Raw genomic sequence first — 20,673 nt, forward strand, 5'->3', positions numbered from 1 at the left:
AGGCAATTGGATATCCTCCGATGCCTTTTATACAACAGGTGACGATCGTTTTATTCTATATAATGAGCATCATGATTAATGGAAATATAAACGTGACGACTAATGCTTGAATAAACGTTAAAATGATATCCTTTTTCCACGGATTACTCTTTGGATAACGGTTGTTGATACGTTGAAAAACTAGAAAAATCACCCACCAGAATAATGCTACATAGATGAAATCAAAGATACTATCATAATACAATCGTAACTCCTCCTTCCGTTCCTATTAGATATCTGTTATCTCCATTATTGCATTATTTCAAGAAAATTGAAATAAATAAAAATATTACCATAACTAGATGATAAAATAACTTTAGAGATTTATAGAATTGGGGGTTATTGTTTGAAGGAGAAAATATTCTGGTTCAGTATATTGGTGATTATTCTAAGCTATATCGGCAATTATTTGTATTTCCAATCTAAACAGCTGGATGCTCCACTATTTTTGGAGCATTATTATGAACTCACTTTGAACGATGAAGATGAGACAATGCTCACATTTTATTACGTAACCAATAAGTCGGACTCTTCCTCAATTAACCATGTACAAATTGATGGAATTGAGGCTTATGCGAGCTCGAATATGGACTTTATGTGGGAGTCGCAGGAACCTCAGTTTGAACAAGAGTATACACATCATTATTTAAAAGCACTTTATGTTACGTTTGCTGCGGATTTCGAAGGTGAAGGTCCTTTTTCGTTTTCAGAAATGGAGGTCCATCTCTCCAATGGGAAAACCCTTTTGGCTGATATTGGAGAAGTCATTCTTCATAAAGATACAGAATACCTCAATGTGTTAGAGACACAAATAAGTTCAAGTAGTAATCAGCATCGGGAAGAGAAAACGATGCTTGCTTTAGAACCGATCACCATAGAGGAAATTGAGATTCCTTTTAAAGAGGAATTGTCAGATGACATTTTCATTAAGGTTGACCTTGAACAGAGTAAATTGAGCGAACTCGAAAAACTCAAGACTGGTGCAAATCCTCCAAAATGGTTCGATGAAGACCGCGAAAAGGATTGGAATGACTTACCTGGTGTCACCGTTCGTGATGATATACTTCCATTTAGTTTGGAACAAAATGAATGGGTTCGCTTCTTAATGCAATTCAATCCGACAAGGCATAGTTACTTTCAATTCAGCATCAAACTCAACGGAAAAACAGAGGCTGGTGAAGAGTTTGTGAGAGAGTTACCAATCATAGATCACCCTGATTTAGACCAAAAAGTGATCAATGAAATCATCGAGGAAAAAGAGGCTGGTGAGCGCGAATGAAAATTAATTTTAAGCAAATGTTCTGGGGCTTCGTTTTTATTCTTTTAGAGATCCATTTGATTTACGTTGATATTTTGCCAGAGCCAATCGGGTATTATCTCATTCTCGCAAGCCTAGTAGGAGTTCCTTCAGAAAGCCGAATCGGCAATCTATTAAAAAGGCTTTTGATCGTGCTTATACTCATTAGTATTCCAACTGTGTTTATCCAACAAAATGTGAATGGGAATGAATTAGGATCTTTTGTCGGCATACCGATTTGGGATACCTATACCTTTTTTCTAGAAATTTTAAAGTTGGTCATTGTATTCCTTGTTTTTCAGTTAATCATGACAGTTGTCTCTACTCTAGGGGATGAATTTTTAGTAAGTAGAAGTGCGCAAACTTTTAAAATATATATGACTATCATGCTGCTGATCACGCTCACACACACATTTGCGATGAACCTTTCCAGAGACATTATAGCAGGTTACCTTTTCTTTACGATCCCTTTAGGTCTGATCATGGAAATCATGTTTCTCGTTCTCTTATGGAAGTTGCATAAGCGCACAAGTACTCCAAAGAAAGACTACTACATGGACATGGATATCGTTGACAGACCTAAAAGCGATAAAAATAAATTATAAAGAGGTTAAAATAAGCCGCAATATTAAAAGACCATATTCTATATATTGCGGCTAACAATAGTAAAATTACAATGCAAGATTACTTTCTTTCAACAAGACCAAACCCCAGCCCTGTTGGGTCAACCAAATAAGCTAAATAAAACTCATCAAACTCCATTTTTTCACGAACACTCATCGCGCCATTGTCTACAGCTTTTACAATTGTATCGTCAATTGATTCAACTTCAATCTGGATTCTGGTTCCATGCGGATAATCATGCGGTCCTTTGCTTATCCCACCTTGAATGTCTACTTGACCGGTGCTTTTAACAGGATAAAATCCCCAATTTGGTTCCTCAAATTCCCAACCGAAAACAGCTGAATAGAATTTTACCGCTTTTTCAGGGTCTTGGCTGCTGATTTCAAAACCTACTATACGTGCCATCGTCATCTCTCCTTAATTTCATCATCCAAATAGCCTTTGTATACCCTATTCTCATACCTGCTCGTTCCATGTTGTTTTGACTGACTGAGCCAAATTTCGCCTGACCTACAATGATTCTACACTCTTGTTCCAGTGCTTTTTGCATCCGCTTCTTAATTAATGCTGTTTGTATACCAAGATTACGAAATTCGGGCAGGGTCGTTGCGGCAGCAAGAGTTCCAATACTATTCTGAGTATATAAAACTCCTATACCCACTGGTTCATTTTCAATATTTGCAAGATAAAATGTCCAATGTTCATTGTCGTAAAGTATTTCGTTATTCTGTGCGACCCCATCTTTTAAAAATGCCGGCATACCAAAGCCCTTAGTGTAAATTTCAGCAAACAAATCAAATTCATTATGTTCTAACTTGCGAACAATGATCTTAGAATTAGTTTCCGTATCTTGATGTGAAGAATGTTCTGAGTAAAGAGTTGTGTGAAAATCGGATTGATAAAAACCTTTGTTGTTCAAAAACATTAAGAAATCCGAAGAAACATGTCCCGGCGTTAGTTCGAATCGAACAGGAATATCCTTCTGTTTGTAAAAATGAATGATTTCTTCTATGTATTTCTCATCGCCATCAGATATACCCTTTACTGTGTTGAATGATGGTCCTGGAATGTTCTTAACAGAAAAGGCTGTTGCACTTCCAAATTGTTTCACTTCTACGCCCATCGGATTTCCTTCGATTGCTTGTATGGCCTCTAGTCTAGATTGCAATACCTGTATTTCAGCTGTTTCTATGGTTTGAGCAAATTGCTTCGTTACTACCACATTCCCACTTCCTTTTTTGATGAGCTAATAAAGCTACTAATGTGAATGCAAGCTCTCTCATCATTTCTATTCATTTAGAAACCTTTCTGCATACATAAATCATTTGATGGCTATCTTGCGTTAACGTCGACTCATCCCAATCCTTGTAAACTCCTAAAATCTCAAATCCGTTTTGTTTGAGTAAACGATTCATCTCTTGCGGGAACACATAGCGCAATTTGATATTGGTTTTCTGTTCCTCAACTGTTTTACCACTGTCATCCTTTAATCGTCTAATGGTTATATAGTGTTGCACCTGCTGAAGCGTGTCATAGTTACTTATCGTGTAGACATCTACCGTTTTCCCTGTTTCATCCTTATAGCTTCGCCAATATTCCTCAATAGGTGGTTGAAGCAATTCATCCGGACTTGGGAACCTCGTGCCGAAGATGAAAATCCCCTCTTTTACAAGGTGGTTGTGCACGGAAGTTAGAAGCTGATCCTGCTCTTCATTCGTATGAAAATGCTGAAAAGAGTTTCCTACGATAAAAATGAGTGGACTTTTTACACCTAATTGGAGATTCGTGCAATCTTGCTCAATCCACTCAATGTTTAGGTCCGTATGTTCTGTTTTCTTTTTTGCTTGAGTAAGCATGCCATTATGTATATCTACCCCAATAAGGGAATATCCCGCTTCTGCTAAGGAAATTGTTGCTCGACCTGTTCCACAAGCCAAATCAATGATTGGCCCGTTAACTTTTCTAGCCCATTTTTTTATAAATTCAACATCATCCTGGAAAGGGTCATTTTCTCGGTCATAAAGGACCGGATCTTTGTATTCCTCAAAATTATCGAATTGGTTCATTTGTTCTCCTTTAATTAACTAATCAAGATTACTTATTATTGATTTCCACATAAAGGTATTAATTTCCTTCTAAAATTATAAGCATGTCCGTCAATTGTGGTAATATTAATAAGTAAATTCTATTTTGAAAGTGAAAGGCTTGGTTTTTGTGGGAAAAACAAAGAAAAAACGGGTATTAACAGAAATTAAACAACTTATCATGATTACCATTGGGGCTCTAATCGCGGGCTTTGGGTTGGAACTTTTTTTAGTGCCAAATGATATTTTGGATGGTGGGGTTATCGGTCTTTCCATTATTGCGTCCAAGATATTTGGAGTTCCAATGAGTATCTTCCTGATTGTTTTTAATATCCCCTTCCTTTTTCTTGGGTATCGAAAAATGGGAATGAAATTTACTTTACATACGTTATATGGCGTTGTCGTTTTATCCGCCTTTACTGCTTATTTACATCATTTTGAACCTGTAACAAATGATCTATTTTTAGCAACGATTATTGGCGCGGTTATTTTGGGAACGGGTGTTGGATTGGTCATCCGAACTGGTGGAGCCTTGGATGGTACGGAGATTTTAGCCATCATCGTAAGTAAAAAAAGACCAGTATCTGTTGGACAATTTGTAATGATCATGAACGTGTTTATTTTTATCCTTGCTGCCTTACTCGTGTTCAGCTGGGAGACGGCCATGTATTCTATTATTACATATTACATTGCTTTTAAGATGATTGATATTGTGGTTGAAGGTTTGGAAGAACTAAAATCAGTAACCATAATTTCTGATATGCCTGATGAGCTAGCTAATGAATTGAACAAGGTTTTGGGTCGTGGGATTACCTTTATTCATGGCGAAGGGGCCTACACAAATGAACCAAGGAAAATTATTTATACAATTGTAAGCCGGATTGAGCTTTCCACACTAAAGGAAATTTCACATGAAATGGACCCAAGTGCATTGATTGCGATTGAAAATATAGCCGATGTGACGGGTAGTAATTTTGGAAACGGTAGCGGACATTAAATAGTAAATGCAGAGGCTAGGGTGGCCTCTGTATTTTTTCGTTATACAAGAATTTCGTTTTCACTTGTAGATTTGTTAAAATTTATGATGACACTATAGAAATAGGTGATAATGATGATTAATAAAATTGGTAAAGTAACTGTATATGTGGAAGATCAAGAACAAGCAAAGGATTTCTGGGTGAACAAACTTGGTTTCGTTTTAAAGTTTGAACAACCGATGGGACCTGAATTCTCATGGATTGAGGTTGGTCCAAGTGAGAACGAGTTTACGACGCTGGTACTCTATGCGAAGGCAGCTATGGAGCAGCATGACCCATCAAAGGTTTCTCATCCATCAATTCTTTTCAGCACAACTGATATTGAATCTGCATATGAAAAAATGAAATCAAACGGCGTCAAAGTTGGTGAATTACAAAAAATGCCGTATGGCTCTATGTTCACCTTCTACGATCAAGATGGAAATGAGTATTTATTACGAGAAGATAAATAAGAGAGAGTTTTACATACAAAGCATGGTCCGCCATGCTTTTTTCATTTGAACAAAATCTATCATAGGAAAATAAACATTCTATTTTTATACTACTTTTCATATATATATGTCCAAAAGCAATAAAGGACGGATATCATGAAAAATTCAGGGTATGGGCAAATGTTTCTTTCAAGAATCGCCCTTTTGTTTATCTTAACCGTACTCATTTGTTTTGCTGCTGCATCAAGCATATCCTCTATTAAAAGAGATTTGATTAATTTTCGGGAAATCGATGTTAACATTCGAACCTTTCCAACTGAGTTTTTTGTGAAATTACTTGAATCTGAAAATGCCTATTTCGGACAATCTTTAACCGTGAAACAGGAATCTTTCACAAAAACCTTAGTAGAATCCACCCTTCAATTTAACTACGGTGACTTACGAAGCTTTTTCGGTCATGAACTACCCGGATTATCTTTGTATCATACCGAAATCCTAGTATCTGGGGAGGGAACAGATTTCACCAATCTCCCATACGAATCGGCCCCACCTTTAGATGTCTTATTACAAGAAAGAGAAATGGCTCAAAAGGAATTGGAGGAGTTTAACAAGGAAGATCCGAAAACACCACCAGCTAATCTAGCCACCGATAAAAAAGTATTGATCTACCACTCTCACAGTTATGAATCTTACTTACCTCTCCTTGGACTTACTAATGACCCAGATATGAATAAAGCGGTTGATTCTAAAACAAACATCACAGTTGTTGGCGAACTTCTTGGGAAGGAGTTAGAAAAATACGGAGTTGGGGCAGTTGTTGATAAAACAAATATTGGGCAAGAATTGAAGAAAAAAGGGTGGAGCACTACTAAATCTTATGCAGTCTCACGTGAGATCGTCCAATCGGCAATGGCGAGTGACTCCGACATTGACTTTTTAATCGATATTCATCGTGATAGTGTACGAAAAGATGTGACGACTGTTACCATCAACAATAAACCATATGCGAGAGTATTTTTTGTGGTCGGAAAAGCGAGTCGTCATTTTGAACGTAGCTTAGCCTTAGCCGAGTCTCTAGATAAGTCGATTGAAGCACAGTTTCCGGGAATCAGCAGGGGTGTGGTTGGAAAGGGACTGGACCAAGGGAACGGAGTGTATAATCAAGATTTAGCGGAAAACTCCATTCTCATCGAGGTCGGCGGAGTTGATAATGATATGAAAGAAATTAAAAACACTGTTGAGGCGCTCGCAAAAGTAATCAGTGAACATATCATCGATGCCGAGAAAGTGAATGCAACGAATGAATAAAGAATTACTCTTTTGGCTCATTTGGTTGTTTGTCTCAACATTGTTTTGCTTTTTTTACTTACCCTTTGGCTACACCATTACGGCATTTCTCTCTGGTATTGTGATGTGTTGCAAAGCGTTGATTAAACAATCGGTTGTGGAGAATGAAAAACAACGGGGCTAAATACTAGTCTAATTCAATAATACTGCGGTTTAATGGATTAACTTTCAAAATCAAAAAGGCGCGTTAACCCTTCGTAGAACAACGCGCCTACATACGTTCATCGTAATCCGACCTACCCTAATAAAGTCTTTTCGTATAGCTTTCTTCAAGGCTATCCTGAATCGATTCTTTAGTTTCATGTGGAAGTTTCGTATGTTCAAGTAACATTTTTGCTGGGGATGGTAATTTTGTTCGATCCGGCCAAGAATCTGGCTTCCATAATCCTGATCGGATAAAAGCTTTGGCACAATGGATAAAACACTCTTCTACCTCTACTCCTATGCCTATGAGCGGCTTCCTTCCATTAACGGCCATTTCCCCTAAGAGTTCCTCGTCCTTAACCAACATTGCTTTTCCATTCACTCTCAATGTTTCACCTAATCCTGGAATCATAAAAAGAAGACCTATCCTAGGGTTCGTTAAAATATTTCGAAGTGAGTCCATTCTCTTATTCCCAGGTCTCTCGGGTATGAGTAAATATTTTTTGCTTAACACCTGAACAAAACCTGCATGATCCCCCCTTGGAGAAACGTCACAAAAGCCAGATTCGTCGGAAGTAGATATGACAAGAAATGGTGAGTTAGAAATGAATTCCACACAATTTTGATCAAGATAAGAAATAGCTTTTCTTTTGACCAACTCACTTGGAGTACCCATCATGGAGCGTAATTCTTCTTCTGTTTCAACTTTCTGTAGAAATGGATTACCTTTATTCATTCTAGAACACCTTCTTTTTTAGTAGTAAAAAACAAATTTATCCCTTTCCGATTAATTACCAACCGTCACACTAGGGTCTTGCGAGACGCTTGAGGATTGCTTTTTAATGATTAAAACGAACAGGGTCGCGACGATACACAGGACTCCTGCTGAAAGAAATGTGATCGTGTAGCTATGGAAGACCTCATAAAAGTATCCTCCTAAATATGCGGCTACGCCTGAACCAATCTGATGGGCTGCAAATACCCATCCATAAACAATTGGCCCATTTACTTTTCCAAAAAAGTCAGCCGCCAGTCGGACCGTTGGCGGAACCGTAGCAATCCAGTCCAATCCATAAAACACGGCAAAGGCGATAAGCATCACATACGACTGCATCTGCAGGGCGTACGGCAACACAAGCAACGACAGTCCTCGAAGACCATAAAACCAAAATAAGAGCCAGCGGTTGTCGAATCGATCAGATAACCAGCCCGCAATCATCGTTCCGATTATATTAAAAACTCCCATGAACGCGAAAATGCTCGCTGCGTGAACCTCAGGAATTCCATGGTGGGTTGAGGCTGGGATAAAATGTGTACCTAAAAGTCCAGCAGTCGACAAACCACAAATGAAGAAACTACCTGATAGTAACCAAAATGGTACGGAGCGCATTCCAATCCATAGCACTTCAAAGGCGGATGTGATTGGATTCTTTTTTGTTTCATTTTTCACTTCTTCCTCGGTCGCTCCGTAGGGAAGAAGCCCCTTATCACGAGGATGATCCTTCATCCAGATGAAGATGATCGGGGTTATTAGAAGGCCGAGTCCAATGAATACAGTCATCCCCATTCTCCAGGAGAATTCCTCTGTTAAGAACGACAATAACGGTAAAAAGATCATTTGCCCCGCTGCAGTCGCAGCCATGAGTAGACCCAAGACCATTCCGCGTTTTTCTTCAAACCAAATCGTTGCGATATTTGCAGAAAGAACGGACAGGAATACGCCTGAACCTATCCCAATTATGACTCCCCAAATGAGATGGAGATGCCAAATATGTGTCATATAAAGACTTGTAATTAACCCAATAACCAACAGGACCATTGAATAAGCCATGATTTTTCGAACGCCTAATCTCTCAAGCCCCGCAGCAATGAACGGTCCTGAAATTCCATAGAGTATGAGATTAATAGCAAATGCAAATGAAATCGATGAACGGCTCCACTCAAACTCTTGTTCAAGCGGAATTAAAATAACTCCGGTAATAGAGCGGATCCCAGCTGCAATCAATACCGCAACGAATGTAATCCAAACCACAACCCAGCCATAATGCATGGTCAGCACTCCTTCTTGTTTTTACAATGGGGTTTTAAAGGTTCTCATAAATTTCAATTAGGGTTCCGGCTGGGTCTCGAAAATGAGCAACCTTCAGCATCCAAGCAGCTTGTTCGTGCGGCTTCGTGATGAACTCAAGTTTATCTTTCATTTTTTCGTATGTATCCTCGACACTGTCCACTTTAAAAATCAATGTTGATTTGTCCTGATTATCAACAAGTGGGGCACATTCAGCTCCAATCGCTGCCGCCATTTGTTTTCTTTCAAAAAGCCCAAGTTTTGCTCCTCCGATCCCAGTAAAATCAGCATAATTGGAATCTTCATCCCCCCATGAAACCTCAAAACCTAGTGTGTCTCTGTAAAATAAGAAGCATTCTTTATAGTTATCTACTAACAGACGAATATGTGTTAAGTTCATCTAGTCCCTCCTTTATTAAATGTTAACTCATAATATGTATTTAGATATTTCCATTATATGTTTTTCGAAAATTTCTGTCTAATTTATTTGTGTGTGCTAAGACTTAAGTTTCGGCTATGGGAATAGACAATTTGGGGTTGCCTCTTCTGTTTGAGTGCGCAAAGTGTGAGAGCAATTTTAGCTATCGGCCATAAGTTCGAATTATTGGCCATAAAACTTTTTTATTGGCCATAAATTTAATTTATTAGCCGTATTTTGGGATTATCAGCCATAAATCGCTGCGATGACATTTTTTTCCTGGTAACCACTCGTCTAAATCGCCCATATAGTACTTGTTACTGTCACTAATCGCCAACTTACTGTCACTATTCGCTAATTTACTGTCACTATTCCAGAAATACTGTCACTATCCAAAAAATACTGTCACTAGCGAACCCGCCCCCACATCAAAGCCCCAAGGAATCTCCTTGGGGCTCTCTCTTTACTTCACTGGTATCCAAATTTCTGAGTAGTAATTGGGGTCTGATGCGTTTCCGCCTGGGTAAAGTTCGAACTCAGCAGTCCCTGCATACGCATACCCGCTTGATGGAAACCATTCTGAGTAGATTTTTTTCCATGCGTCCTGCATCGCGTGTGGCATCGCGCCATGAACTTCGAATACGGCCCATTTTGAAGCTGGTATGTCTAAAATGTCATACTTTCCAGATGCGCCATCGGTGTTCTCTACCGCAACCCAATAATCGATTGCTCTGGCATTTGGCTCACTAACACAAATTCCTAATATCCCGTTTGTTTCACCATTCATTAGTGGAATCAATGAATCGCAGGTACCATCGGAATTCACTTCATCCCATAATTTCGGTATCTGACTCAGATGCTCATCATTCACACATGAAAACTTTCGTTTCACCCCAACTGCTTTAAATCCTTCCTTCTCAACTATTCGATACTTCACTGGATCTGCTCCTTTCAGACTCACCTGGATGACCAGGCGGCTATATGATTGCAGCTTTCCAATCCCCTTCCGAACGTCGCTTGGCGTTACACCGTGTTGTTTCCGAAAGGCTTTTGTGAAAGCCTCGGGAGTGTCGTAGCCATATTTGTAGGCTAGATCAATAATCTTTGTGTCTGTTCTCGATAGCTCTTCAGCTGCTAGCGTTAACCTGCGTCGGCGAAGGTATTCACCCACTGTGATATCTGTTAGAATCGAAAATGTCCGTTGAAAATGAAACGGTGATGCATTTGCGCGACTCGCTATCTCCTCAATTGAGACATCCACAAGCAGGTGGTCCTCCATATAATCAATTGCATTCTGTAATGATTCTAGCCAACTCATTCCCCTCACTCCTTACCTTCATTCTATCTGTCACACGTTTTTCCATCCTGTCATTTTGTGCTTTGTTGAGACAGTTTTTTCATAAAAAAGCTTCTTGTATCTTCATGAGTGAGTTTGCCGGCTACCTCATTTTCAGGAATAAATTGAAGGTCTGCAATTTCTTCATCTACTGGAGCTAAGTCAAATTTAGAACCTGTGAATACCACTAAAAACATCGTAGTTTCCTGGCGCTCATAACCAGTTTTCTTTTTCATTTTTTCAGGGAACTCGAAGTGAATTTTTTCATCAAACTGCTTAATGATAAAAAAATCGGTCGAGCCCGTTTCTTCTTGCAGTTCGCGGAGGATAGCATGTCTTGGCGATTCATCACTATCTTCGATTCCTCCTTTAACAAAATCCCATTCGCCATCTATTTTTTCTGTACCTGTTTGAGTATTAATTTTAGTTTTATGTACAAGCAAATAGTGTTCATCTTTATAAACGATTGCTCCGACCGCTTGTCTAATCTTAAAAATGTTGCCATGTGTTTCTGACATTTTTCGCTTCCGCCCTTTTTAAAAATGATAAGATTTATATGTATTTCGATAATAACTACTAAAATCCTTTTAATATATTTGAAACGTTTTGGATGTCTAATTTCTCTAACTATTAGAAGAAAGGAGGAAGGGATTTGAATACTAGCAAACTGGTTGCGAAAGCAAAAAAGGGTAATAATCGTGCTTTTCAGGAATTAATTGATACTGAAAAAACGAAGCTTTATAAAATGGCCTATTTATATATGAAAAATGAGGACGATGCACTTGAGGTGTTTCAGGAAACGGTTTATAAGGCTCTTACCTCTCTGAAAGATTTGCGAAATGATACATATTTTTCAACGTGGATTACTCGAATTTTGATTAATACCGCGATTGACCAGCTTCGCAAGAAAAAAAGAGTCATTCCAATGGAACGAGACATACTTGAGAGTAAGGCTCCCTCGTACATGAATCGGGAAATTGAGTCGGATTTATTAGACGCAATTAAAAGTTTGGATGAAAAATATAAAACCGTTTTAATTTTGAGGTTTTACAAGGATTTTACAATCAAGCAAATCGCTGAATTTCTTGATTGTCCAGAAGGAACAGTAAAAACGAATATCCATCGTGGGATCGCCCTCTTGCGTGATCAATTAAAGGAGGTCATTGTGAATGAGTAAACATTTCCCTGAATTTAATAAAGAACTTGAAAACATTCATGTGCCCGTTGACAAGCTTGATACTATTATTCAGCAGACAATTAATGAAAATCGAAAACAAAAACCAAGACGCAAAAAAATGGTACTAACAACAATCGGATCGGTTGCTGCAGCCTTTATTCTATTTTTAGGATCGGCTACTTTATCACCTACTTTAGCTAAAGTTGCTTCTGAAATTCCATTAGTGGGAACTTTTTTCAATGAATCAGGTGATGAGGGGCTGCAAATTGCCGGAAAAAGTGGTCTCACTCAAGTAATAAATCAAAAATCTAAGGACAATGGTGTGACACTAACCATGAATGAAATTTTTTATGATGGCACTCGTTTAACATTTGGCCTTACACATGAATCTCTCCTTGCAATTGGTGATATCGAGCGCCCGACTATTTTGGTTAACGGAAAAGAGATTAATTTTAGCTCGGGCAGCTCTGGAAAGTATATTACCCCGGCAAAATATGAAGCGATCATGAATATTACGCCAACTGAAGAATTACCGGAAGAATTTGATATGAAGATCATCATTGATGCCGTAGGGCTAATGCCGGGTAATTGGGAATTTGAGTTTCCTGTGAAGCAATCAAATGAAGTAACTGTTATTCGACCAAACATAACAAACGTCATTTATGATGCGAAAGTGACTGTAGAGTCCGTTAAGCTTGGGCCAGCCGGAACAGACTTGGCCATTCAAATACAATCGGATCCGAATAATACCAAAATTGACCCTTATATGGATTTAAAATTTGCTATGATTGATGATCAGGGCAGGGTGTTACGAACGCTTACTGGTAGTGGGTATGGAGATACCATTGACGGAATTGAGGTAGCAAATCACCGATATCTTTATACGCCAATGAAAGAAGATGCAAAAAGCCTGACAATTCTTCCTTATAAAATTCCAAATCAATCGGGAGCTGTTGAGGAGCTATCTGTTTCATTAAACAAAACACTTCCACTGGAAATTGATCAAGGCGAAGCAGGGAAAATTACAGTAACAGATGTAGAATTTCTTGAAGATAAAACGGTTGTTTACTTTGAATTGGAAAGTGATTTTCCGTTTGACGATAATTTAACGATGAATCGTACATGGTTAGAATCAAAGGATGGTAAGGATTTATCCTTCCCAGAAAATCCTTTAGCTGTACGAATTAACGGAAACTTATTTAAACAGGAATTTAAAGCAGCAAAAGATAGTGATGTAGAATTTAAGGCTTTAAAAATACCTTCACCTATCGTTTTTGAAACATTTAAAATTACATTACCTTAAATAAAAAAGTCAGGTCTTGGTTGCCTGACTTTTTTACCTTTTATCGATCATCTACAAGAGCTTTCCTATCAATAGCATGTGGTGGTTTTTCAAACCAGTGTTCTTCGATCATAATGTTTGCACCATCTTCTGCGAATTTCCCTACATCTATAATGAACTTGCCATACATCATCCCAAGGTCACGTCTACCGTTCGTGGACATAGCATTAGCATAAGATCTAATCTTCATTGAGAACATATCAATCTTGTGGAAGACCATCAACTTGTCTGAAAAAGGAGGAATGGAGGATGGTTCTACCAAGTCATCAAGTAATGGATGCCCCGGAAGATTATTCTCATTCAATTTTGCAGTAGCATCTTTAATATGGTCGTTCGTAATTTCCACTCCGTGTTGCATAAACTCTCTTACCTTTTTATGAACAGCTACTTGGCTAAATCCAATCAATAGCCCTTTACTCGCAACATTGTTTTCGAGATTATCTTGTAGGTGTGCAACCTCTAAAGCATGTAGTGGTCTTACGTCACCAAGGAATCCAGCTAGATAGTTTTGTTTTTCGACAAAACTTACCTCCTTAGGGATTGGGATGGCTGGTGGTTTTGTTAAAAATCCTTTTTTCTCTAAAGTTTCATTTAGATCTACTAAAAATTGAATTGTATCCTGATCAATATTACGAATAAGTTCTCTAACATCTTTCCGTATCATCATAGGAATCGCAGTAGAGTAAAGGCTTAGCCCTGCTTTCGCAGTATATTTTAAATAATGAAGGTAAAATTCATCTGCAAATAATCTGGGGGCCTCTAAGTTAACATCCTTTTTAACGTCAAATCCGATAGGTAATGGGAAATTATCTTTTTTGAATATCTTTGTAATGGCAGCAATGATTTTTTCACTGAGGCTTTTTGCTTTTTTAAGAATGTTCATAATATCAGGGTCCTGGCAATGTTTTTGATAATAAGTTAATACACAAATGGCCATTGAGTTCCCCATATACACCGCCCACAGCTTACCCATTTCTGCCGAAGTAAGTTGCTCATTAGTTGGATTCATTGCATAACTCCTCATCACTTTTTTTATATAGTATTTTCAAGCCGAGCAAATGTATTCAAAAATAACAGACTCTTAAAATTTTTTTCGACAAAAATTCTTTCTAGTTACTAAAGATGTTGTTGGTTTTACTACTATTGGATCCAACATTTGATTATAACCGAATAATTCTACGACAAAATTCAACACTTTGGATTTTTTTTACATTTGATTTCATGGTTTCAATCATGTAGTATACATATACAAGCTACATTGTACGTAATCATAATAAAGTTTAACCTTTGAACTGAAATAGGGAGTTTAACATTGAAGCTGGAATGGCAGGCCTTCGTCCATGGCGACTTGAAGGACATACAGGAATGTTTCTGCAAACACCCACTTTGAGGAGTGGTGGTTTTAAACTTTCTTAGCGTATTACGGCAATTGTGGCTTTTCCAATTTCATGCTAATCCATTTTCCGATAGGAGAGTGGATTTTTTATTTGTCGTTTTAATGTCTTGACCTTTTTCTGCAATTAATTTTATAATTAATTTCTGTAGTATATTTTTTAAATCATGTCCCAGTAGCTCAGTAGGATAGAGCGACAGCCTCCTAAGCTGTAGGTCGTAGGTTCGATTCCTATCTGGGACGCTAAATCGAAAAGGATGTCCGTGGGACATCCCTTTTTACTATCCTTCGTATGCTATTTTTAATTGCTCCATATCAATTTTCGTCTTCATCTGGAGCAGCGTTTTCATGACCCTTTCTGATTTTTCAGGATCGACATCGGTAATCATGTCGTTCAATGTTTCGGGCACAACTTGCCACGAAACACCGAATTTATCCTTCAACCATCCACAAACTTGCGCCTTTGGGTCGCCACCTTCAGACAGCCTATCCCAAAAATAGTCTATTTCCTCCTGTGACTCACAATTTACAATTAGTGAAATTGCCTCTGTAAATGTATATCTCGGTCCACCGTTTAAGGCCACAAACTTTTGACCTTCTAATTCGAATTCAATGGTCATTACCTTGCCTTCAGACATACTGTCGTGCCGTTCTTTTCCATAGCGAGTGATTCGATTAATCGTAGAGTTCTTAAAGATGGACGTATAGAATTTCGCTGCCTCTTCAGCCTGGTCATTGAACCAAAGGTTCGTTGTGATTTTTTGAATTTTACCCATTTTCTCCTCCTATGTTAAAAACAAAAAAGAGGCTACAAGCCCCTATACACCCTTTGTTTTCGTTTCTTTATTAACATATGCTGAAACACCCTCGACAATGGTGCGATCGATATCCAGATATGGCTTCCCGCGAAGTGCATCATTTGAAAAAAGTTCAATGCTCTCATCTTTCGTATCCTTAGGCAAACTGACCACCTCCATCTTGGAAAATTCTACATTAGCCATAGTGTGGGCAATCAGTTTGTGGTTCATTCATGCTGCGAGCGAATGATTTGCTGTGGCTTCGAACCAGGATTTTCATAGTTTCACCTCTATTTCCACTCAAGAAATTCTAGTCTATTGCCAAACGGATCATGCGTGTAAAATCGGTCTGCACCTGGGAGATTGTTGTCATTAATTATCCCCACATTGTTGGTTTGGAGGTGCTGCTTTAAGGCATAAAGGTTTTCAATTTCGAAAGCCGGATGTGCCTTCTTGGCGGGTGCAAAAGGCTCCTCAATACCGATGTGAATTTGTACAGTTCCGTATGCAAACCAAACACCGCCGTTTTTACGAAGAGCCCCTGGCTTTTCGACTTCTTTGCAGCCTAAAATGGTTGAGTAGAAGTGGCGTGCCTGATCCTCACTGCCTTTTGGCGCAGCAAGCTGAATATGGTCAATTGCCTTAATGGTATAAGTCATTTTTATCCCCTCTTTATATGTGTTACTTCTATCGTACTTCATATCGGGGGATAACAAAATTTGATAAATTTTATGTATTTGTATAAGTTTATCTTATTTTTCTGGATACATTTCTTGTAAAAATGTGATCGATTGGGTAATTAGCTCTTTGAGTACGTCAACATCGATATCCGCAATTTTATTGATGTAGACGCACGCTTTTCCAGTTGTATGCTTGCCGAACCTTTCGAGAAGCTCCTCACGCTTTGTATCGCCAGTTGCAAAATATAGACTAATTTTCGCTTTGCGCGGTGAAAATCCAACAAGTGGTGCATCTCCCTCATGACCGGAAGCATATTTGTAATGATAGGAACCAAAGCCTATAATGCTCGTCCCCCACATTTTTGCCGGATACCCTGACGTTTCCGTGAAAATATCTAATAGTTTGTATGCATCCTCTTTCTTCTTCGGACTCTCGACACTTTCAATAAATTCGATGACACTCGCATCATTTTCTTTTGTTTTTAATTCGTACATGGTTTAGTTTTGGCCTCCTTGATAGTAAGTAGGATTGACATTTTTTATTCATTCGAGACGTGGGGCGGGGAATCCTGCTTTTTGGAGCTATGAAAGTGCTAGTGACAGTATTTTAGAAATAGTGACAGTAAATTTCAGATAGTGACAGTAAATCTGGAATAATGACAGTATTTTCGGGTTAGTGACAGTATTAATCAGGACAAACCCTATTATTGTTCATTATGATTCATTAATTGTAAATCTTTCTCTGTAATTGTGTAAGTTCTATCTTTATAGCTACCACTATAGGGTAGGTTTAAAGAGGTTAAGATGTGTTTTGCTGTAGAAATGGATTGTATATCAAGAAAATCACGTAATTGGCGATTCGTAATCGTGTTGCCGAAGAGCAGAATATACTCGTTTAAAGAATTGTAATAAGGTTTGGAAGAAGAATAGTGGCAAGAAGTGCAGAACCATGATCTAACATTTCGAGTCATTGGGAGAAAATCGCATTTAGGACAACGCACGCCCTTAATGAGTTCATGCGCTTTTATCCCGAATTGTGCGAGTATATCATGATTATGTGGGGTATGATTCTTTAAAAGCAGTTTGAACACTTTTTGAAGTTGCTTTTTATCCAATACTTCTTGCCTATTCCTCTTCTCAAACAATTCTATTTTTGGAAGAAAGCTAGGGCTTTTTATGACTTTATGAGAATGTTTAAAGTCTTTGCTTGCATCAATAATAGCATTGGGATTTGTGAAGATAACTAGGGTTTCAATTGGGAGGCTGGGTAATTTGAAAGTTTCGAGGAGTCTTTTTAGCTGTAGTTGGTGCCTGTTAATTTGGGCAACTGGGCAGTGGTACGGTTTCTTCGTTTCTTTGTAAGTTTGGATCAGTTGGTCAAATTTACCGTCAAAATATAATTCTCCGCGATAATTTTTAGCATCAATGATTAGTTGGAAATTAGGGCTAATTAGAAGTAGATCTATTTCAAAAAAGTGCTCACCGGAGACGTCAGGAAGACGGAGGTTGTGGAAGATGGAGTAATTTTTTTCTTTTAAAAAGGACAAATAGTACTTTAAGGATTGTTCACCGCGGTAGCCCGACATTCTTCGGCCATATTCATCGCTAATTTCTTGATATTTTGGGTGCGATTCCGGCAATCTTTTAAGTTCAGCTTCAAGTTTTCTAATGCGTAAAGGGATTTCTAACTCTTTTTTTCTCATTCAATCTAACTCCTTTAAGATTTGATAATACTTTTTTCGACAAAATCCCTACAAATCCTTTTTAATTTTTCAACGTAGGACAGTTTATGGCTTTTATTAAACTTTTATAGCCGTTAGCACAATAATACGGCCAATAAATATGTTTTATGGCCGTTATTTTTATTTTATGGCCATTAGCCGTAATTACACAAAAATCCACCAATACGCCACAGCCCAAACTACCACTAACATCACTAATTCATAGAGAAAAAGGATATGGTGCTTCGTTTCGGGTTCATATTTATAGTACATGAATGCACGTAGTAAATTAAAGGGCATAGAGGATACCCATTACATTTAGTTTCATAAAATATTTCATAATTCAATTTCAAATTCTACTCCAGTTGGAGCTTCACGATGTGGTGTTTTATAACCTTTGAATTGTAGGACTAGCCCTTTTGGTTCGTCTGGTAGTGGTGGTGACACAACAAACTTATAAGAAACATGACCTCCTGATCCACTACCACCTTCTGTTCTACAATCGTACTTGTCTCCCATTTCTAATTCCCAAAATGTGTGTACCCACGTTTCTTCGATTTCTTCTGATGCATCCCAATCAATATTTAAATTGATGACACTTGCGTTCGAGTACTGTCGAATAAAATTGACAGTATATAATACATTTTTCACTTCTACCGCTTTTAAAACCGGTAGGTGCTTTTTAAAACCTTTGGGCTCTACCCTAGGTTTAAAGTATTTTTCAGATCGGAATGATTCGAAAACAGCATTCAAATATTCCTCGTAGAATCCATATTTTTTCGCCCACCTGGAAATCATTTCTTCCTTTGGTATTCCTGGATTGTCATTTGAGATGTTCTTTCTCTTCTCTAAAAGAGCACAAATTTGCTCATCTATTTCAAAAAGTTTTTCATGATAGTGTACGTTTGGTCGTTCAAATGGTAATCGTTTCACGTTCAATACCCCCTCACAAACCAATACTAACATATTTTGGAACACCTTATAAATAAATCCAATAAACTCTGGTCAAACTAAGAACACGATTTAAGATGTAGGAGGCGTGTGTATTGAGTAACGGATTATCGATTTTTGCACTTGGCGGGATTAATGAGATTGGGAAAAATATGTATGTGGTCCAGTATGATGATGATATTTTGGTGATTGACTGCGGGGGAAAGTTTCCGGATGAGAGCCTGCTTGGCATCGACTTAATTATTCCGGACCTTACTTACTTAGAAGAAAATCGCGAAAAAATTCGTGGACTCCTCGTTACGCATGGGCATGAGGATCACATTGGCGGGATTCCATACTTTCTAAAAAAGCTCAATGTACCAATTTATGCGACTCGTTTTACACTTGGGTTAATTGAATTAAAGCTAACAGAGCATCGACTTATTGCGGACTCTGAGCTAAAAACAATTGATGCTGATTCAAAGCTTGAGTTCGGTGAAGTTTCGGTTTCCTTTTTCAAAGTAAATCATAGTATACCGGATTGTCTCGGAATCGTGTTTGACACTCCTGAGGGTAGGGTCGTACATACTGGGGACTTCAAATTTGATTTGACACCTGTGAATGATCAACATTCGGACATTCATCGGATGGCCGAAATTGGGCGTGAAGGTGTGCTCGTTTTACTATCTGAAAGTACGAATGCAGAGCGCCCTGGCTCGACACCGACTGAGTTAAAGGTTGGAAACAGTATTGAGGAAGCCTTTTTTAAAGCGAAAAGAAAGGTGTTTGTTTCAACATTTGCTTCGAACATTAGTCGGGTGCAGCAAGTTGTCGATGCAGCAATGAAGACGAACCGAAAGCTTGCGCTACTTGGGCGAAGTATGGTGAATGTGGTGGATGTTGCAGTCGAGCGCGGGTATCTTAACCTACCGGATGGGATGCTGATTGATGCCAAAGAAGTGAACAATCTTGCGCCGGAGAAGGTTTGTATTTTATGTACCGGAAGTCAGGGGGAACCGATGGCTGCGCTCGCCCGTCTTTCGAATGCAAGCTACCGAGATGTCCAAATCCTTCCTGAGGACACGGTAATCCTAGCGGCGGGGCCGATTCCTGGTAATGAAAAAAATGTATCACGCATTATTGATAATTTGTTCCAGCTTGGAGCTGTCGTTTTATACGGTGGCAGTGCCACTGGAATGCATGTTTCTGGTCACGGGTATCAGGAGGAATTGAAGCTCATGTTGACCTTAATGAAGCCGAGATATTTTATTCCGATTCACGGTGAATATCGAATGCTTCATCAGCACAAGTTGCTTGCAGCATCCGTTGGAGTGGATCCAGAGAATACCTTTATTATTCAAAATGGTGATGTGGTTGATGTTACAAATTCGGAGGCCCGTCAAACTCGGAAAATCCCTTCAGGAGACACGTATGTGGATGGAATTGGTGTCGGTGACGTTGGCGATATTATTTTACGCGACCGTAAGCAGCTGTCTGAGGATGGCATGGTTGTCATCGTTGTTACACTCAGTAAACGAGATCAAAAAATCATATCGGGTCCGGATACAATTACGCGCGGTTTTGTGTTCAATCGAGACTCTGAAGAGCTTCTAAGAGAGACCAACCGACTTGTGAAAAAGTCGATTCTTGATCTTCAAAGTGAAAACAAGTATCAGTGGAATGCGATGAAAAGAGAAATAAAAAAGGCAGTGGGTCAATATTTATTTACACAAACGAAACGAAAGCCGATGATTGTACCGTTCATAATAGAAGTCTAACCCTCCGATAGTAAATCAAGACTAAAAAAA

General features: G+C 38.5%; 24 protein-coding genes, 1 tRNA gene and 1 other RNA gene. 10 read left to right on the forward strand and 16 right to left on the reverse strand.

Annotation, left to right across the window (positions count from 1 at the left end; all coding sequences use genetic code 11):
* Positions 1–55: 55 nt before the first annotated feature.
* Positions 56–244: a hypothetical protein gene (locus tag CKJ95_RS13155; RefSeq protein ID WP_099353896.1), complete on the reverse strand. Its 189-nt coding sequence runs from the start codon at positions 242–244 to the stop codon at positions 56–58.
* Between the two features lie 141 nt (positions 245–385).
* On the opposite strand from CKJ95_RS13155, the gene CKJ95_RS13160 reads away from it, so the two are divergent.
* Positions 386–1,318: a hypothetical protein gene (locus CKJ95_RS13160; protein WP_099353897.1), complete on the forward strand. Its 933-nt coding sequence runs from the start codon at positions 386–388 to the stop codon at positions 1,316–1,318.
* The gene (locus CKJ95_RS13165; RefSeq protein WP_099353898.1) at positions 1,315–1,941 is read left to right on the forward strand and encodes a hypothetical protein; all 627 of its coding nucleotides are present in this window, start codon (positions 1,315–1,317) and stop codon (positions 1,939–1,941) included. The genes CKJ95_RS13160 and CKJ95_RS13165 overlap by 4 nt, the downstream gene beginning before the upstream one ends.
* Positions 1,942–2,020: 79 nt before the next feature.
* Here the strand turns inward: CKJ95_RS13165 and CKJ95_RS13170 are convergent, their stop codons facing one another.
* The 3 genes from CKJ95_RS13170 to CKJ95_RS13180 form a co-directional block, all read right to left on the reverse strand.
* The gene (locus CKJ95_RS13170; protein ID WP_099353899.1) at positions 2,021–2,365 is read right to left on the reverse strand and encodes a VOC family protein; all 345 of its coding nucleotides are present in this window, start codon (positions 2,363–2,365) and stop codon (positions 2,021–2,023) included.
* Positions 2,343–3,182, reverse strand: coding sequence for a GNAT family N-acetyltransferase (locus tag CKJ95_RS13175; protein ID WP_099353900.1), 840 nt, complete (start codon positions 3,180–3,182; stop codon positions 2,343–2,345). The genes CKJ95_RS13170 and CKJ95_RS13175 overlap by 23 nt, the downstream gene beginning before the upstream one ends.
* A gap of 70 nt (positions 3,183–3,252) precedes the next feature.
* Positions 3,253–4,026 (reverse strand): class I SAM-dependent methyltransferase, encoded by a 774-nt coding sequence (locus CKJ95_RS13180; RefSeq protein ID WP_099353901.1) that lies wholly within the window; start codon positions 4,024–4,026, stop codon positions 3,253–3,255.
* 148 nt (positions 4,027–4,174) lie between these two features.
* On the opposite strand from CKJ95_RS13180, the gene CKJ95_RS13185 reads away from it, so the two are divergent.
* The 3 genes from CKJ95_RS13185 (at position 4,175) to spoIIP (ending at position 6,820) form a co-directional block, all read left to right on the forward strand.
* A complete protein-coding gene (locus CKJ95_RS13185) occupies positions 4,175–5,041 on the forward strand; it encodes a YitT family protein (protein ID WP_099353920.1) in 867 nt (288 codons plus the stop codon).
* 114 nt (positions 5,042–5,155) lie between these two features.
* Positions 5,156–5,533 carry a VOC family protein gene (locus tag CKJ95_RS13190; protein WP_099353902.1) on the forward strand — a complete coding sequence of 126 codons (378 nt, stop codon included), beginning with the start codon at positions 5,156–5,158 and terminating at the stop codon, positions 5,531–5,533.
* A 135-nt stretch (positions 5,534–5,668) separates the two neighbouring features.
* Positions 5,669–6,820, forward strand: a complete 1,152-nt coding sequence (spoIIP, locus tag CKJ95_RS13195) for a stage II sporulation protein P (RefSeq protein WP_099353903.1) — start codon at positions 5,669–5,671, stop codon at positions 6,818–6,820.
* A 280-nt stretch (positions 6,821–7,100) separates the two neighbouring features.
* Here the strand turns inward: spoIIP and CKJ95_RS13200 are convergent, their stop codons facing one another.
* The 5 genes from CKJ95_RS13200 to CKJ95_RS13220 all read right to left on the reverse strand — a co-directional run bounded on the left by CKJ95_RS13200 (position 7,101) and on the right by CKJ95_RS13220 (position 11,343).
* Positions 7,101–7,739 (reverse strand): pyridoxamine 5'-phosphate oxidase family protein, encoded by a 639-nt coding sequence (locus tag CKJ95_RS13200; protein WP_099353904.1) that lies wholly within the window; start codon positions 7,737–7,739, stop codon positions 7,101–7,103.
* A gap of 51 nt (positions 7,740–7,790) precedes the next feature.
* Complete coding sequence (locus CKJ95_RS13205; RefSeq protein WP_099353905.1) at positions 7,791–9,053, reverse strand: MFS transporter; 1,263 nt, start codon at positions 9,051–9,053, stop codon at positions 7,791–7,793.
* Positions 9,054–9,087: 34 nt separating this feature from the next.
* A complete protein-coding gene (locus tag CKJ95_RS13210; protein WP_099353906.1) occupies positions 9,088–9,471 on the reverse strand; it encodes a VOC family protein in 384 nt (127 codons plus the stop codon).
* A gap of 481 nt (positions 9,472–9,952) precedes the next feature.
* Positions 9,953–10,807, reverse strand: a complete 855-nt coding sequence (locus CKJ95_RS13215; protein WP_099353907.1) for an AraC family transcriptional regulator — start codon at positions 10,805–10,807, stop codon at positions 9,953–9,955.
* Positions 10,808–10,857: 50 nt separating this feature from the next.
* A complete protein-coding gene (locus CKJ95_RS13220) occupies positions 10,858–11,343 on the reverse strand; it encodes an NUDIX domain-containing protein (protein WP_099353908.1) in 486 nt (161 codons plus the stop codon).
* Between the two features lie 134 nt (positions 11,344–11,477).
* Between CKJ95_RS13220 and CKJ95_RS13225 the strand changes: the two genes are divergently transcribed.
* Complete coding sequence (locus tag CKJ95_RS13225; RefSeq protein WP_099353909.1) at positions 11,478–12,002, forward strand: sigma-70 family RNA polymerase sigma factor; 525 nt, start codon at positions 11,478–11,480, stop codon at positions 12,000–12,002.
* On the forward strand, positions 11,995–13,305 hold the full coding sequence (locus CKJ95_RS13230; protein WP_099353910.1) for a DUF4179 domain-containing protein: 1,311 nt from the start codon (positions 11,995–11,997) through the stop codon (positions 13,303–13,305). Before CKJ95_RS13225 ends, CKJ95_RS13230 begins: the two co-directional genes overlap by 8 nt.
* A 40-nt stretch (positions 13,306–13,345) precedes the next feature.
* Here CKJ95_RS13230 and CKJ95_RS13235 read toward each other — a convergent pair whose 3' ends face one another.
* Positions 13,346–14,353, reverse strand: a complete 1,008-nt coding sequence (locus tag CKJ95_RS13235; RefSeq protein WP_099353911.1) for a DUF3231 family protein — start codon at positions 14,351–14,353, stop codon at positions 13,346–13,348.
* A 238-nt stretch (positions 14,354–14,591) separates the two neighbouring features.
* Between CKJ95_RS13235 and ssrS the strand changes: the two genes are divergently transcribed.
* Together ssrS and CKJ95_RS13245 are read left to right on the forward strand one after the other, a co-directional pair.
* Positions 14,592–14,786, forward strand: a non-coding RNA gene (gene ssrS / locus CKJ95_RS13240) — 6S RNA.
* 120 nt (positions 14,787–14,906) lie between these two features.
* Positions 14,907–14,980 (forward strand) — tRNA-Arg (locus tag CKJ95_RS13245).
* A gap of 38 nt (positions 14,981–15,018) precedes the next feature.
* Here CKJ95_RS13245 and CKJ95_RS13250 read toward each other — a convergent pair.
* From CKJ95_RS13250 to CKJ95_RS13270, 6 genes are all read right to left on the reverse strand, one after another.
* Complete coding sequence (locus CKJ95_RS13250; protein WP_099353912.1) at positions 15,019–15,513, reverse strand: VOC family protein; 495 nt, start codon at positions 15,511–15,513, stop codon at positions 15,019–15,021.
* A 42-nt stretch (positions 15,514–15,555) separates the two neighbouring features.
* Positions 15,556–15,699 (reverse strand): hypothetical protein, encoded by a 144-nt coding sequence (locus CKJ95_RS23400; protein WP_180271508.1) that lies wholly within the window; start codon positions 15,697–15,699, stop codon positions 15,556–15,558.
* A gap of 125 nt (positions 15,700–15,824) precedes the next feature.
* Entirely contained in the window at positions 15,825–16,193 is a 369-nt protein-coding gene (locus CKJ95_RS13255) for a VOC family protein (protein WP_099353913.1), read from the reverse strand.
* Positions 16,194–16,286: 93 nt separating this feature from the next.
* Positions 16,287–16,709 (reverse strand): DUF1801 domain-containing protein, encoded by a 423-nt coding sequence (locus CKJ95_RS13260; protein WP_099353914.1) that lies wholly within the window; start codon positions 16,707–16,709, stop codon positions 16,287–16,289.
* Between the two features lie 209 nt (positions 16,710–16,918).
* Positions 16,919–17,917, reverse strand: coding sequence for a nuclease-related domain-containing protein (locus tag CKJ95_RS13265; protein ID WP_099353915.1), 999 nt, complete (start codon positions 17,915–17,917; stop codon positions 16,919–16,921).
* Positions 17,918–18,271: 354 nt separating this feature from the next.
* Entirely contained in the window at positions 18,272–18,868 is a 597-nt protein-coding gene (locus CKJ95_RS13270) for a hypothetical protein (protein WP_099353916.1), read from the reverse strand.
* Positions 18,869–18,981: 113 nt separating this feature from the next.
* Here CKJ95_RS13270 and CKJ95_RS13275 point away from each other — a divergent pair, with 113 nt between their 5' ends.
* Positions 18,982–20,643, forward strand: a complete 1,662-nt coding sequence (locus CKJ95_RS13275) for a ribonuclease J (RefSeq protein ID WP_099353917.1) — start codon at positions 18,982–18,984, stop codon at positions 20,641–20,643.
* Positions 20,644–20,673 lie beyond the last annotated feature (30 nt).

It is taken from the genome of Fredinandcohnia onubensis (genome assembly GCF_002734285.1).
GTDB lineage: Bacteria > Bacillota > Bacilli > Bacillales > Bacillaceae_L > Ferdinandcohnia > Ferdinandcohnia onubensis_A.